This is a genomic window from Allobosea sp. TAF32 (assembly GCF_052113585.1).
Lineage (GTDB): Bacteria > Pseudomonadota > Alphaproteobacteria > Rhizobiales > Beijerinckiaceae > Allobosea.
The window spans coordinates 354,620-367,740 of sequence record NZ_JBFRDM010000008.1; the positions used below are offsets into that span (position 1 = coordinate 354,620).

Annotated in this window: 11 protein-coding genes, 1 tRNA gene and 1 pseudogene; 6 read left to right on the top strand and 7 right to left on the bottom strand. The window is 66.5% G+C overall.

The window, feature by feature from the left end; translation table 11 throughout:
• Window positions 1-4: 4 nt before the first annotated feature.
• The 3 genes from tagF to AB4Z16_RS18850 are packed head-to-tail and all read left to right on the top strand — an operon-like array spanning window position 5 to window position 3,583.
• Window positions 5-715, top strand: coding sequence for a type VI secretion system-associated protein TagF (gene tagF, locus AB4Z16_RS18840; RefSeq protein ID WP_441512873.1), 711 nt, complete (start codon window positions 5-7; stop codon window positions 713-715).
• Window positions 716-725: 10 nt separating this feature from the next.
• Window positions 726-1,535: a PP2C family protein-serine/threonine phosphatase gene (locus tag AB4Z16_RS18845; protein ID WP_441512874.1), complete on the top strand. Its 810-nt coding sequence runs from the start codon at window positions 726-728 to the stop codon at window positions 1,533-1,535.
• Window positions 1,532-3,583: a serine/threonine-protein kinase gene (locus AB4Z16_RS18850; protein ID WP_441512875.1), complete on the top strand. Its 2,052-nt coding sequence runs from the start codon at window positions 1,532-1,534 to the stop codon at window positions 3,581-3,583. The genes AB4Z16_RS18845 and AB4Z16_RS18850 overlap by 4 nt, the downstream gene beginning before the upstream one ends.
• Window positions 3,584-3,697: 114 nt before the next feature.
• Here AB4Z16_RS18850 and AB4Z16_RS18855 read toward each other — a convergent pair whose 3' ends face one another.
• The 3 genes from AB4Z16_RS18855 to AB4Z16_RS18865 all read right to left on the bottom strand — a co-directional run bounded on the left by AB4Z16_RS18855 (window position 3,698) and on the right by AB4Z16_RS18865 (window position 7,420).
• Window positions 3,698-3,976 (bottom strand): hypothetical protein, encoded by a 279-nt coding sequence (locus AB4Z16_RS18855; RefSeq protein WP_441512876.1) that lies wholly within the window; start codon window positions 3,974-3,976, stop codon window positions 3,698-3,700.
• Window positions 3,977-4,049: 73 nt separating this feature from the next.
• Entirely contained in the window at window positions 4,050-5,798 is a 1,749-nt protein-coding gene (locus AB4Z16_RS18860) for a transglycosylase SLT domain-containing protein (RefSeq protein ID WP_441512877.1), read from the bottom strand.
• 65 nt (window positions 5,799-5,863) lie between these two features.
• Window positions 5,864-7,420 carry a methyltransferase domain-containing protein gene (locus tag AB4Z16_RS18865; RefSeq protein ID WP_441512878.1) on the bottom strand — a complete coding sequence of 519 codons (1,557 nt, stop codon included), beginning with the start codon at window positions 7,418-7,420 and terminating at the stop codon, window positions 5,864-5,866.
• Between the two features lie 315 nt (window positions 7,421-7,735).
• Here AB4Z16_RS18865 and AB4Z16_RS18870 point away from each other — a divergent pair, with 315 nt between their 5' ends.
• Together AB4Z16_RS18870 and AB4Z16_RS18875 are read left to right on the top strand one after the other, a co-directional pair.
• A complete protein-coding gene (locus tag AB4Z16_RS18870; RefSeq protein WP_441512879.1) occupies window positions 7,736-8,764 on the top strand; it encodes a trans-3-hydroxy-L-proline dehydratase in 1,029 nt (342 codons plus the stop codon).
• A 201-nt stretch (window positions 8,765-8,965) separates the two neighbouring features.
• Window positions 8,966-9,039: transfer RNA gene (locus AB4Z16_RS18875), tRNA-Gly, on the top strand.
• A 440-nt stretch (window positions 9,040-9,479) separates the two neighbouring features.
• Here the strand turns inward: AB4Z16_RS18875 and AB4Z16_RS18880 are convergent.
• Window positions 9,480-9,641 (bottom strand): annotated as a pseudogene (locus AB4Z16_RS18880) (transposase); the annotation flags it as partial.
• A 76-nt stretch (window positions 9,642-9,717) separates the two neighbouring features.
• Between AB4Z16_RS18880 and AB4Z16_RS18885 the strand changes: the two are divergent.
• Window positions 9,718-10,173, top strand: coding sequence for a VOC family protein (locus AB4Z16_RS18885; protein WP_441512880.1), 456 nt, complete (start codon window positions 9,718-9,720; stop codon window positions 10,171-10,173).
• A 143-nt stretch (window positions 10,174-10,316) separates the two neighbouring features.
• Here the strand turns inward: AB4Z16_RS18885 and AB4Z16_RS18890 are convergent, their stop codons facing one another.
• The 3 genes from AB4Z16_RS18890 to AB4Z16_RS18900 all read right to left on the bottom strand — a co-directional run bounded on the left by AB4Z16_RS18890 (window position 10,317) and on the right by AB4Z16_RS18900 (window position 13,034).
• Window positions 10,317-10,502 (bottom strand): cupin domain-containing protein, encoded by a 186-nt coding sequence (locus AB4Z16_RS18890; protein WP_441512881.1) that lies wholly within the window; start codon window positions 10,500-10,502, stop codon window positions 10,317-10,319.
• Window positions 10,503-10,948: 446 nt separating this feature from the next.
• On the bottom strand, window positions 10,949-11,959 hold the full coding sequence (locus AB4Z16_RS18895; protein WP_441512882.1) for a DUF2891 domain-containing protein: 1,011 nt from the start codon (window positions 11,957-11,959) through the stop codon (window positions 10,949-10,951).
• A 94-nt stretch (window positions 11,960-12,053) separates the two neighbouring features.
• Window positions 12,054-13,034: a Bug family tripartite tricarboxylate transporter substrate binding protein gene (locus AB4Z16_RS18900; protein ID WP_441512883.1), complete on the bottom strand. Its 981-nt coding sequence runs from the start codon at window positions 13,032-13,034 to the stop codon at window positions 12,054-12,056.
• Window positions 13,035-13,121: the final 87 nt, after the last annotated feature.

Consider the following 13,121-nt stretch of genomic DNA (forward strand, 5'->3'; position numbering starts at 1 on the left):
CAGGGTGGCCTGCGGCCTTTTCGGCAAGCTTCCCGCCAAGCGCGACTTCATCGCGCTGAATGCTCCCCCCGGCTTCCTCGCGCTTTACGAGAAATGGCTGCAAGGCGGGCTGACGGCGAGCCGGCTCGAACTCGGCAATCGCTGGCAGGACGCCTATCTCAACGCGCCGATCTGGCGCTTCTGGCTCGGCGGCGCCCAAGCCGGCGGGCAGACGGTCGCGGGCGCCTTCATGCCCTCGGTCGACGGCGTCGGCCGCTACTTCCCGCTGACCGTCCTCGCCGCCGCCGGCCCCGGCGCCGCCATCCCGCCCCCGGAGCTCGACCCGCAGGACCAATGGTTCGAGGCCATCGAGGATTTCCTGTTGCAGGCGCTCGATCCAGGTGCCAGCTACGAAGCCGTGGCGCAGCGGCTGACCGCCCTGCCCGTCCCACATGACCACCTCCTCGCCGCCCCGCCGCAGGATATGGTGCGCCTCTCGGACGGCACCATCGTCAGCGCCGCGATCACCTCCGGCTTTCCGGAACGGCTGGCGGCTCTGCGCGTCGAAGATCATGCCCGGGCCTATGCCCATGCCTGCTATCTCTGGACGGTGGGCGGGCCGAATTTCGAGCCGCTGGCGCTGACGGGACAGTCCCTGCCCGACCCCTATCTGTTTTCAGGCTTGCTGACCGGCCGCTTCGATGCCCATCTCCAACCCGAGCGCATCGGCTCATGAGGGTTGCGCCATGATCGACACCCCGCGCGAGGCCTCCGATTTCGAGACCGGCTGCATCAGCCACACCGGCAAGGTGCGCAAGGCCAACGAAGACAACTTCATCCTCCGCCCCGAAATCGGCCTCTGGGCCGTGGCTGACGGCATGGGCGGCCACGAAAACGGCGCGCTCGCCAGCGCGACCGTGGTCGGGGCGCTGGAAGCGGTCGGAACGGCCAGCTCGGCGCCCGATCTGCTCGCCATGCTGGAAGGCAGCGTGCTCAAGGCCAACCAGACCCTGCGCGAACAGACCCATCGGCGCGGAGCGACAATGGGCGCGACCCTTGTCGCGCTGCTCATCCACCACAGCCACTTCGCCTGCCTCTGGTCGGGCGACAGCCGGATCTACCTCGTCCGCGGCGGACATATCGCGCAGGTCTCGCGGGATCACACCGAGGTGCAGGACATGGTCGACCGTGGCCTGCTGACACCCGACGAAGCCAGGCGCTCGCCGCGCCGCCATGTCATCACCCATGCGATCGGCGTCCATGAGCGCCCGGAGCTCGATCTGGAAAACGGCGAGATCGCCGATGGCGACGCCTTCGTCCTCTGCTCGGACGGGCTGACCGAGCATGTCGCCGACGGCGAGATCCTGCAGGCCGTAAAGGCCGGCGGGGCGCAGGCCGCCTGCGACGCCCTGCTCGCGCTGACGCTCGAACGTGGCGCGCACGACAACGTCACGATCGTCATCGTCCGCTATCGGCAGGGCACGCCAGAGAAGACCCTCTGGATGCCAAACCGGCGCGTGCAGGGCGCCAGCACGCCAGGGAGCACCACGCCATGAGCGACGACTCCGAGCGCACCGTCTTCGCGCCGCGCGCGAATGCCCGCATCGGCACGCGGCTCAATGGCATCTACGAGATCGAGAGCCTGATCGCGGTCGGCGGCATGGGCGAGGTCTACCGCGGCCGCGCCATCCAGACCGGCGACGCGGTCGCGATCAAGATGATCCGCCCCGACATGGCCCGCGACGAGGCCGTGATCGCGCTGTTCCGGCGCGAGGCCGCAGCCCTGCACAACCTCTATAACGAAGCCATCGTCCGCTATTACGTCTTCGCCATCGATCCGGTGACGGAGACGCCCTATCTGGCGATGGAGTTCGTCGACGGCCAGCCACTCTCCGAGCGCATCAAGGAGCGGCCGCTCTCGATCGAGGAAGCCGACATCCTGCGCCAGCGCGTCGCGCCCGGCCTGCATGCCGCCCATCGGCTCGGCATCATCCACCGCGATATCTCACCGGACAACATCATCCTGCCCGGTGGCGACCCCTCCCGCGCCAAGATCATCGATTTCGGCATCGCCCGTTCGAGCATCCTCGGCGAAGGCACGGTCATCGGCTCCGGCTTCGCCGGCAAATACAACTATGTCTCGCCCGAACAGCTCGGCCTTTACGGCGGCGAGATCACCGGTCGTTCGGACATGTATTCCTTCGCGCTGGTGCTGGCGCAGGCCGTGACCGGCAGCGCCATCGACATGGGCGGCTCGCAGGTCGACATCCTCGACAAACGCCGCCGCCTGCCCGATCTCTCAGGCGCCGATGCACGCCTGCGTCCGCTGCTCGCGCGCATGCTGGCGCCCGATCCGAAGGACCGCCCGGCCGACATGGCAGAGGTCGCGGCCTGGCAATCTCCTGCAGCAGGAAAAAGGGCAGCAGCCTCATCGGGCACAACCGGGAAGGAGCGCTCGCCGTTGGCGCTCGTCGCGGGCGTCGGGGTGCTGGCATTGCTGGCTGGCGGCGGCTTCTATGCCTGGAGCACGCTGCAGGCCGACCAGGCGGCCCAGACGGCGCGGCTGCAGCAGGCCGCCCCGCCTTCCCTCTCCGAGCGGCCGTCTTCGACCGCCGACGGCACCGCCGCCAGCAATGGCGTGCCACCTCTGGCGGAAGCTCCGGCGGTGCCGCCGCCGCAATCCGCAACCGCCCCGAGCACCACTGCCCAGCCCCCTGCCGCACCGGCCCTTGCGCCGCCTGCGACGCCACCGCCTGCCGCAGCGGCCCCGCAGAATACTGGAAAGCCACAGACCGCAACCAACGTCGAACCGGCGCAGCCTTCGCGCCCGCCCGCTGCCGAGCCTGCCGTCAAGCCGCCGTTGCCCGAGGCGAAGCCCGCCGAGAAGCCCCAGGCCACGGTCATGCCGCCCCCGCCTTCCGTCCCGCCCGCGAATCCGCCGGCTTCGCAAGCCCAGCCAGCTATGGCCCGGGAGCCCGAGCCGCGCACGCCCGCCGAACGCGTCGAGCGCTACGTTCGCGATTATGACGGCGGCCCCTGCTTCTTCCTCTGGCCGCAGGAGATCGACGACCGCAGGGCGACGCTGGAAGGCTTCGGCAGCGCCGCGGCACCCTTCATCGCTTTCGACAACGCCTTCAAGGCCGCACAGGGCTTCGAGGCCCAGATCAACCTGCGCCCGGTCACCAGCGCTCAATGCCCGATGGTCGATTTCCTGCGCCAGCCCGGCATCGGGATCGATCGCAGCCCCCGCCTACAGATCGGCGCCTTCAACATGAAGAGCGGCGATGTCCTCAACGGCTCGGTCGATGCCGGTGGCGGCCAGAACCTCGATGTCGTGCTGATCGGCGATGACGGGCTGGTCTATAATCTGGAGAGCTTCATGAAGCGCGAAGGCGGCAAGGTCACCTTCAACCTCAAGCTCGAATCGACCGGCGGGGCGGCGCGTCCGCAGACCGTGCTCGCGCTCGTCAGCCAGGAGCCCCTGCCGGCGCTTTCCGGCCCCAACCCGGCGCCGGCCAACGAATTCTTCGCCAATCTCAAGCTCGATCTCGCCCGGCAGACCGGCAAGCTCGGCCTCGCCATCAAGTATTTCCGAATCGAGTAGGTTCCGGGCGGAGCGTCATTCTCGGGCGGAGCGAAGCGCAGACCCGAGAATCTCTTGCAGGAGATGCTCGGGTCGAGCCCGAGCATGGCGGAGCCTGTCCGGCGGACCTCTCCGTCACTCCTCCCGACAGAGCACGCCCCACTCGTCCTGCCAGACGCCGTCGGCATCCGCGACGACGATCGGCGCCCGCAGTTCGTTGGCGAGGCGGATCGCCGTGCGGAAGGCGTCTTTCGCCGACAATTCGTCACTGACGAAATCATTGACCAGATGCCCGGCGGCCAACTCGGCCGGGCAGAGCACGCGGCCGAAGGCCTCGCCGCCGCGCTCGCTCAGGCTGAGCGTGATGGCATCGGCCTGCGGCGCGTCGACCTGCTCGAAACGGTTCGCCGGCATGAGCTTTCTCCTTTCGAGGCCTCCCGAGGCGGGAGGGAATGGCCGCAGGCGGGATCGCGCGCGGCGAAACACGTCATTTCTTCGGCTGCGGGCGCGCCAGCCCCGGCCCCATGCTCGGCCTGACCGCGCTGTAACGATCGAGCCTGACCTTGATCATATCGTTGAACTTCTTGTGGACCTCGGAGACCGAGAGCGTCTTGGTCTCGCCGCCGGCATCGGCATAGAAGATCGGCCGATTGGCTTGGGCGGGTTTGGGCAGCAGTTCCGCCGCCTTGACGCCCGGCGTCTCCTCCATCGTCTCGATGAAGGTCTGCGCCGCGTCCGGGCCGAGGAAGTGAATGAGGTAGATCTCGCCGCCGGTGAGATGACGTCCCATGGCCCGCTCGAGCCGCAACGTGTCACGCTTGAGCATTTCCGCGGCCAGCAGCGCCGAGATATAGGGCTCGCGCCGCATATCGAGGATGCGTTGGCGCTGCGCCCCGTCGGAGACGAAGAACTGCCGCCCGGAGCGCCCGATCAGCTTCGCCTCCGAAACGAGCCCGTGCTTGGCCCCGAATTCGGAGATCACGCCGAGCCAGGTCTGCTCGATGAACTGATAGAGCCCGGTCGCCGAGGAGGTCTGAGCCTTCACGGCCGTCGAGAAGGAGGATTCCTTGTCGGCCACCGCCATCAGCAATGTCGGATCGGCACCGACGATCTTGCTCGCGCGCACGATCGTGTCGACCAGATGCCGGCGGATCCTGATCGGCCCGAAGGTCAGGATCTGGTCGGGATCGCCGCTGGAGATCTGTGGTGGCGGTTGCGGGGCGCCGCCGGGCGTGACCGGCCCCGTCGGCGCGCCCTGCATCTTCGGCGGCACCAGCAGAATGTTCGACGGCAGCTGCAGCTGATTGACCGGCACCTGCTGCGTCGGCTGATCGTCCTGCGGCTTGATCGCGGCCAGCGACGGATCGTTGTCGAGCGCAAACTGAGCCGCCTGCCGGGCGCCCTCCAAATCCTGCTCGACCGAGGACAGGATGAGCGAAGGCCGGGCCGGGCCATCCTTAAGGGCGGGAGCATCCGTCGCCGCGACATCCTCCGTCGCGGCCTCCGGCCGCTCCGGCTGCTGCAGACGTGCATATGCGAGGCCGAGCACCACTGCCGCGATACAGGCGATGCCGCCTCCCACGGCAGCGATCGCCGGGCCTCGAGAAAGACCCTTCCTCTGCACTGGAGCCTGGACGGATCCTCCTTCAGGCGAAGCGGGCTTCTTCACCGCTGGCGAACCGACAGCCGAAGCAGGCGCTGAAACCGATGACTGCGCCTTTGCGGCCGGTCCGGCGGGCTTGGCAGAGCCCGCCTTCCCAAGCGGTGCGATGACCGGCGGTGCTGCTGGCTGGGCGCGAACCAGCTCACCCATTGGCGAGCCCGTGCCGTTGCTGACCGAGCGGCGCAGATCTGCGAACCAGGCCGCATTGCTGCGTTCGCCGAGCGCCGAAAGCTCCTCGACGAGCCGCTGCGCCGTCATTTGTGGGACGGTGGCCTCCCGCGCGATCGCCGCAACCGCGCCGGTCCCGGGCTGCTCGGCCACGGTCTTCAAGGCGAAGAACCAGAGCTGAAGCGGCGTGCGCCGCCTCTCCATCGGCGTGCCGGCGGCGGGGTGGATCATGTAATGGCAGTGGTTGCAGGCGAAGCCCCGCAGCCTCAGTCGCATCTCGAACGAGGCACCGCGCCCACAGGCCGGGCAGGCCATGATCGTCCCGCCATGGCGCAGGCGCATCAGCTCGGCGAGGCAGGCCTCCTCCGGAAACAGCGCCTGGAATTGCCGGAAGCGCTCGCTCATCCCGATGGTCCGCGCCTCATCGTCCGTGACGCAAGGTTACGCCCCGTATCACGGGGCAACAATCCTCAAGCGCGCAGCAATGCGAGGCGGGCGACATCCTTCAAATGCATTGCCACCTCCGCCGCCGTCGCCCGCTCCGGCAGGTTGGTGACCGCGATGCCGGCAGCCCTGGTCTCGGCCAGGAAGGCGTTGATGTCGTCGAGCAGCATGCGCTGGTCACGCGAGCCGTCGAGCAGACTGACGAACTTTCTGACGACGAGGCTGTCGAGCTGCACGGTGCGGTGGCGCAGATCCGTGACCTCCAGGGCGCTCGACGCCTGCCAGCGCGCGATGGCGCTGGCGGCGGGCTTCTCGCTGATCTCCGTCGTCAGCGCCGGCGGTTCCAGCCGGATGTCGAGCAGCCCCGCCTTGAAGATCGCGATCAGCGCCTCGTCCAGCCGCTCCACCTCGTGATCGAGATCGGGACCGAGTTCGCCGGCCGCCTCGCGGCAGGAGCGCGCGACCAGCTCCTCCCAGGCGATGCTGGCCGGCCAGATCGCGCTCATGACGCCGAGCGCCGCCTTGCAAAGCGGCAGATCGACCGAAAGCCGCACGCCCTCGTCGAACTCGAAACGCTCGACGCCCGGCCTTGCCTCCTCCGTCGCCTGCTGGGCCACCCGCGCATTGGCCGCGAGGTAGTAAGACCGCAGCGCATCGGCGCGGATGCCACGCCGCAAGGGCAGCTCGGTGCGGCAGAGCAGCGTCTCGCGGAAGGCGCGGCCGATCAGCAGGTCGAGCATCTGCTCGCGCCGCGCGGCCTCCTCGATCGGGATTTGCGCCAGGAGCTGCTGGGCAGGCCCCTTGGCCGCTCCATAGAGGTTCGGGAACGACGCTTCCGCCAGAAATTGCAGCCCATGCCGCCCGGCGGCGGAAAGGACCTCGTGCAGCGCAAAAGCCCGCGCCCCGGCGTTCAGGTCGTCATGATAGAAGACATTGTCCGGCAGCTCGTCGATCTGCTTCAGGCGCTGGCGCAGCGCCGCGCCGTGATAGCTGTCGGGATCGCTGGCTTCGGCGACGTCCTTGAGCGCCGCGCGCGCCACCCGCACCCGCTCGCGCGGTTCGTCGATATTGCGGACCGCATAGAACATGACGTCCCGCGCCAGATCGCGCAGGCGGCAGCCCGGCAGCGCGTTGTAGCTGACATAGGCGACGCCCTGCGGCGACAGCAGCTCGCCGAACAGCGCGACGATCCGCTCCCGCACCGGGTCGGGCACCCAGGAATAGACGCCATGGACGATGATGTAATCGAAGCGCCCTAGGTCGGCTGTCAGTTCGAGGATGTCCTCCTGCCGGAATGTGACATTCGACAGGCCGAGCTCGTCTGCATTGGCGTTCGCCTGCCGGATCGAATCCCCGCTGAGGTCGATGCCGAGGAATCGGCTGCGCGGATATTGCGCCGCCATCGGGATCAGGTTGCCGCCCCGCCCGCAGCCCAGTTCCAGCACGCGCATCTCCGATGGCAATCCCGGACTCATGCCGTGGAAATGCGCGATGGTCGCCAGCCTGGCCGGATGGGTCTGCGAGAATGAATGGCCGGGATAGGCCACCGCATCATAGGGGTTGATCGCTGAAGCGCTCGTCATGGCCGCTCGCCCGGCTGCATTCCGCCCATTCCAGCCCAGCCGCCTTTCGGATGCCTCATCCATTTGAAGGAGCGGCCAAGCCATCGGCGGCGGGCCTGCGGCGCGGCACGGCAGCCAAGAAGCCAATTCGACCCCGAGGACTGGCACGAAACTGAATCGAAGCCTCAGAACATCGGCGCAAGCCAAGGCAGACCATGCCGATTTGAGTTTGGCCGGCCATGGGGCGGCATCGCAAGGGCGGCTTCAACTTCGGCTTCTGCAAAGCGACCGGACTGACTAGGCTGTCGGCACACGCCATCCCTGCCGGGTCCGTCGATGCGCTGCCAGAAGATCATCCATGTCGTCGGTTGCCACGCCGCGGGCGAGGTCGGCGATGTCATCGTCGGCGGCGTGCGGCCTCCGCCGGGCGACACGATCTGGGAACAGTCGCGCTTCATCGCGTCCGACGAAACCTTGCGGAACTTCATGCTCAACGAGCCGCGCGGCGGCGTCTTCCGTCATGTGAATCTGCTCGTTCCGCCCAAAGACCCGCGCGCCCAGATGGGCTGGATCATCATGGAGCCGGCCGACACGCCGCCGATGTCGGGCTCCAACGCGATCTGCGTCGCGACCGTGCTGCTCGACACCGGCATCCTGCCGATGCGGGAGCCGCACACCGACATCGTGCTGGAGGCGCCGGCCGGGCTGATCGAGATCCGCGCCACCTGCCGCAATGGCAAGGCCGAGGCGATCAGCCTGCGCAACGTCCCCTCCTTCGCGGCCCGACTCGACGCGACGATCGAGGTCGCCGGCCTCGGCACGCTCACCGTGGACATCGCCTATGGCGGGGACAGCTTCGTCATCGTCGACGCAGCGCGCCTCGGCTTCGCGCTCGCTCCCGACGAAGCCCGCGAGATCGCCGAGACCGGCATGAAGATCACCCGCGCAGCCAACGAGCAGCTCGGCTTTACCCATCCGGGCGATACGGCGTGGGCTCACATTTCCTTCTGCCAGTTCGCCGCCCCGGTCGAACGCATCGATGGCCTCCTGACCGGCCGCAATGCGGTGGCGATCCGCCCCGGCAAGATCGACCGCTCGCCGACTGGCACAGGCTGCTCGGCGCGGATGGCCGTGCTCCATGCGCGCGGACAATTGGGCGTCGGCGAGCCCTTCGCCGGTTTGTCGATCATCGGCTCCCGCTTCGACTGCGCAATCGAGAGCCTGACGCGCATCGGCGATACACCGGCGATCATCCCGCGAATCACCGGCAGCGCATGGGTGACCGGCACCTCCCAGCTCATGCTCGACCCCGGCGACCCCTGGCCCGCCGGCTATCGCCTGTCCGATACCTGGCCGAAACTCTGACAGACGGATGTTCCAGCTCTGAAACGGCGCAGCGGCCCTTGACACCTGCCGGTGCGATGGGGAATTTGGCGGCCGATGCGGGTGTAGCTCAATGGTAGAGCAGCAGCCTTGATGCGCCACCTCCAAAAACGTTCAGGCTGACGAGGTGGCCAGATTTGGGCTAGCAGCGCTGTCGGGGGTTTGATAAGGCGTCTGAGACGCGCGGGCGTAGCTTAGTGGTAAAGCACTAGCCTTCCAAGCTAGCTATGAGGGTTCGATTCCCTCCGCCCGCTCCATCACTCTCTGGCAATCTCATCACTTGTCTGGACGGTAAGGTGGCTCGTGCGATGGCGGGCCTGCGCGCCATCAATAGCGCCGTAGCCGGCCCGACTTCGTGCCAACCACCGGATCAAGCTTGGCTTCAGACTGCCCCTCCGATGGTTCGGCAGCTTGAGGATTCGACCAACTATTTATGAATCGCGGCAACATGGCACGCCGCGAGCGTTCGAGTGATTCTCGGTCGTGTCCCTGGATGAGCCCAACTATTGGCGGGCTTCACACCGGCATTTGGTAGCAAAGACCGCCGAGGCCTCTTTAAGCATCTGACTTGGAAGGGTTTTCGCCTCCTCAGTGCGCCCGAGAAGTTCGGTGACGCGTGCCCGCCTCGCCCCACATCGACCGGCTCCTGGAAGGTAGGCGGGATCTCGCCCCTGAGCAGACGTTCCGAAGGTCGCAGAAGGGTGGGACCTGGCCATACTGACGCGGGCGGCACGTCGCGCCAGCGTCCACCCGTCGTCAGGATGTGAAGGATGCCGCTGATCACCCGCCGGTCATCGACGCGTGGCTTGCCTGGCTTGCGGCGGGGCAAATGCAGCCCATTTATACGGGCGTATCTCAAGAGCGAGCGCGGGACCAGGTCCTGCACACTGCCTCTGGCGAACGGAGAAATACCAAATCCGAATTGGAGGTCGTCTATGAGCCAGGTACAAGTCGAGAAGAAAACCTATCAGATGCCGCCGCAGGATGGGTTTACCGTCGCGCACTTTCTTACCGTCGCCGACGTCGAGCGATCGCTACGATTTTACGAAACGGTCTTCGGAGGTCGCATTCTGAGCAGAGGCGACAGCAGCGGCGCGCCGGGGTACATCCAGATCGCGAACACGTGGCTCCTCGTTAACCCCGGGGGCGGTCCGACACCCGACAAACCATCGGTAACGCTCAGTGTCCCCGCCAATCCCGATTTGGTCAGCAGCTTTATGAATATCCGCGTTGCAGATATTCAAGCGTGTTACGACCTTTGGCGAAGTCGAGGAGCCGATTTCATCACGGAGCCAAAGCCAAAGTACGGCGAGACGCGCTGCTACATTCGCGATCCTGATGGCTATATTATAGAAGTTGGGCAAAGCAATCCGGGAGTTGCTTATGGCTAAACCGACGAGCTAATCGAATAACTCGCCACTTCCGCTATTGGCCTTTCGCGGCATATTGCAGTGCCGCACGACCTCATTCGCTTTGTGAGCAAAGCAGGCATGGCAATCGTCGCGTCATGCAACCAAGTTTATGGGTACACGGCCTAAAGCCATACCGCGACGAAGGTCGGATTGGCGTGAATGTCAATCATCTCTAAGTGCCCAGGCCCCATGTTCTCGAAACGGTGGGGAGCGTTAGCCGGTGCCACGAGGATATCGCCTTCAGTGGCGATGATGACCTTGCCATCTATTGGCGTTGAGATAGGCACTTGAACATGGGCAGGCCGCATTACCGCCTTCCAAGCTGAATACCCGGGTTCGATTCCCGTTGCCCGCTCCAACCCCTACCGTAATCTGCGCCTGAGCTGGCCACGCATGGATCCGGCGGTCCGACATGGGCCGAATTGGCCCGCGTGGTCATCGCGCGCCTTCTCCTGCCCCGACGTCAAACCCGTCATGAAGCGCGGCCTTAGTGCTGGCGAGGCTACGTAGCTGTGGTCTCCAAGACGTCCGCTCCCTTTGTCCTGGAGAGCTTTCCGCTCGGGCTGTGCGGGACGGCTGCAATTGCGCGGGGGCAACGGCGAGGGCCCGAGCTGCGGTCATGACGATGCGCTCGGCGTCAAACGGGGCGTTCTTGTGCAGGTCTGTCCGGGTATCTCCGGTCCCGGGGTTGCAGCTTCGCAACCCCGGCCTCTCGGGCCACGCCCGGTCGAAGCAACCTTCATTGCTTCGGCGGCTAGCGCTCTTCGATGGCGAGCACCGCAAAGGTCGCGAGCCAATGCTCGCCCATATAGTCGCCGGCGATATGCGGCAGCCCGGCTTCGAGATGCCGCCGCCCGGCATCCGCGATGATCGGCCGCCGTGCATCGCCCGCCGGCAACCCCGCGGCGAGCGCGCTCCAGCACCAGGCCCGGCTGAGATTCAACCCGTCGAGATGGGCGATCTTGCCGTCGGTCCGGTCGCTCACAATGGCCGGCTTGAACAGAATAGCCGGCTCGCTCTGCGCGACATGCGGCAGGAAGCGCTCGAACCAGGGCAGGAAGCGTTCCGCCGGCAGCAGGCGGCGCATGCATTCCGCCTCGATCAGTGTCGGGGATTGGAAATCGTCTCCGCTCGGCTCGCCCCAGGCCGGGCAATCGACATCGGCGCCGTACCAGCGCAACGCCGTCTCGCGCAGCAGCGTCAGGAATGCCCCGTCCTCGGTCGCAGCCGCATAGTCGGCCGCCATCCGAAGGCCGAAGGCGGTGTTGAAATGCGTGCCCACACGGACCGGATAGGTCGCGATCGGCAGGAAATCGCGGAAGCGCTGCGCGAAGGCCTCTGCCAGCGGTGCCAGCGCCCTGCCCCAGCGCCCGTCATCGAGCCCCTTCAGCTCGGCCGCGAGCTTCAGGAGCCAGCCCCAGCCATAGGGTCGCTTGAAGCCGCGCGCCGCCGGCCTGGCGAGATAGCCACACTCGACCGCAATCTTCTCCGGGACGAGCTGCGCGTCGAACAGCGCGACGATATCGGCGGCGGCTTCCATCCCGGGGTAGCGCCGGAGCAGGCGTGCGAGCATCCAGTAGCTATGCACGCAGGAATGCCAGTCATAACTGCCATAGAACACCGGATGCAGATCGCTGGGCGTGCGCGCATCCTGCGGCCCGGCGAGCGTATGATCCGGCTTGTTCGGATATTCCCGGCGGACATGGCCGAGCGCGATCCGGGCGAAGCGAAGCGCAATCTCTTCGGTCAGGACGGGGGTGGTCATGGCTCGGCAGTCTCCGGTTCGGCGCGACGCATCGACGAGGTCGTGGGCCGTCCGCCGGAGACTGCTTCGGCGCGCCGGAAAGCGCCAGATGCGATCACTCGATCTTCACATTCGCCTTCTGCGCCACCTCGGCCCAGCGCTTCGTCTCCGAGGCGATATGGGCTGTGAACTGCTCCTGCGAAGAGCCGACCGGATCGACGCCGAGCTTCTTGAGTTGATCGATCACCGCCTGCTCGCGCATGATCGCCTGCGTCTCGGTCGAGAGCCTGGCGACGATCTCCTTCGGCACGCCGGACGGCGCGAAGAAGCCATGCCAGGAGCTGGCGTCATAGCCGGGAATGAACTCGGCCAGCGCCGGCATGTCCTTGGCGACCTCCAGCCGCTGCGGCGTTGCCGTCGCCAGAGCGCGTATCTTGCCGTCCTGCACATGCGGCCAGGCGATGGTGATGTTGTCGAAGGTGATCTGGATCTGGCCGGAGAGCAGATCCTGCGTCACCTGCCCGCTCGAACGATAGGGCACATGCGCCATATCGGTGCCGGTCGAGACCTTGAACAGCTCTGCCGCCATATGGGTCGAGGTGCCCGCCCCCGACGAGCCAAAGGAATATTTACCCGGGTTCTTCTTGAGCAGTTCGATCAGCTCGGGAACCGTCTTGGCCGGTAGGTCGATATTGACCATCAGGATGTTCGGCACGCTCGCCACCTGCGAGATCGGCGCGAAATCCTTGACGTGGTCGAAGGGCAGCTTGGCGTAGACGGCCGGGTTGATCGCATGGGTCGAGACCGTGCCCATGGTCAGCGTGTAGCCGTCGGCCGGCGCACGCGCGACGGCAGCAACACCAGTGTTGCCGCCGGCGCCCGCCCGGTTCTCGACGATGAACTTGCCGCCGAGACGTGCGCCGAGACGGTCGGCCAGGATACGGCCGAGCAGATCGGTCGTGCCGCCCGCCGCGAAGGGCACGACGATGGTGACCACCTTGCCGCCGGGATAGTCGCCTTGCGCGAAGGCGGGGCCCGCTGCGGCAAGACACGCCCCAGAAAGGCAGGCGGCGGCGATGATGGTTCTGCGCGTCATGCTCATCGGTTCGTCTCCCCGTGGCGGACAATTCCGCCTGCGCCTCATGACGGGCGCTTGCTCGATCGATAACACAGGATCGCAGAT

Coding starts and splice junctions, on each gene's coding strand:
- AB4Z16_RS18865 (WP_441512878.1), bottom strand. CDS start 7,420: ATGACGAGCGCTTCAGCGATCAACCCCTATGATGCGGTGGCCTATCCC.
- AB4Z16_RS18870 (WP_441512879.1), top strand. CDS start 7,736: ATGCGCTGCCAGAAGATCATCCATGTCGTCGGTTGCCACGCCGCGGGC.
- AB4Z16_RS18860 (WP_441512877.1), bottom strand. CDS start 5,798: ATGAGCGAGCGCTTCCGGCAATTCCAGGCGCTGTTTCCGGAGGAGGCC.
- AB4Z16_RS18895 (WP_441512882.1), bottom strand. CDS start 11,959: ATGACCACCCCCGTCCTGACCGAAGAGATTGCGCTTCGCTTCGCCCGG.
- AB4Z16_RS18890 (WP_441512881.1), bottom strand. CDS start 10,502: ATGCGGCCTGCCCATGTTCAAGTGCCTATCTCAACGCCAATAGATGGC.
- AB4Z16_RS18845 (WP_441512874.1), top strand. CDS start 726: ATGATCGACACCCCGCGCGAGGCCTCCGATTTCGAGACCGGCTGCATC.
- AB4Z16_RS18900 (WP_441512883.1), bottom strand. CDS start 13,034: ATGACGCGCAGAACCATCATCGCCGCCGCCTGCCTTTCTGGGGCGTGT.
- AB4Z16_RS18885 (WP_441512880.1), top strand. CDS start 9,718: ATGAGCCAGGTACAAGTCGAGAAGAAAACCTATCAGATGCCGCCGCAG.
- AB4Z16_RS18850 (WP_441512875.1), top strand. CDS start 1,532: ATGAGCGACGACTCCGAGCGCACCGTCTTCGCGCCGCGCGCGAATGCC.
- AB4Z16_RS18855 (WP_441512876.1), bottom strand. CDS start 3,976: ATGCCGGCGAACCGTTTCGAGCAGGTCGACGCGCCGCAGGCCGATGCC.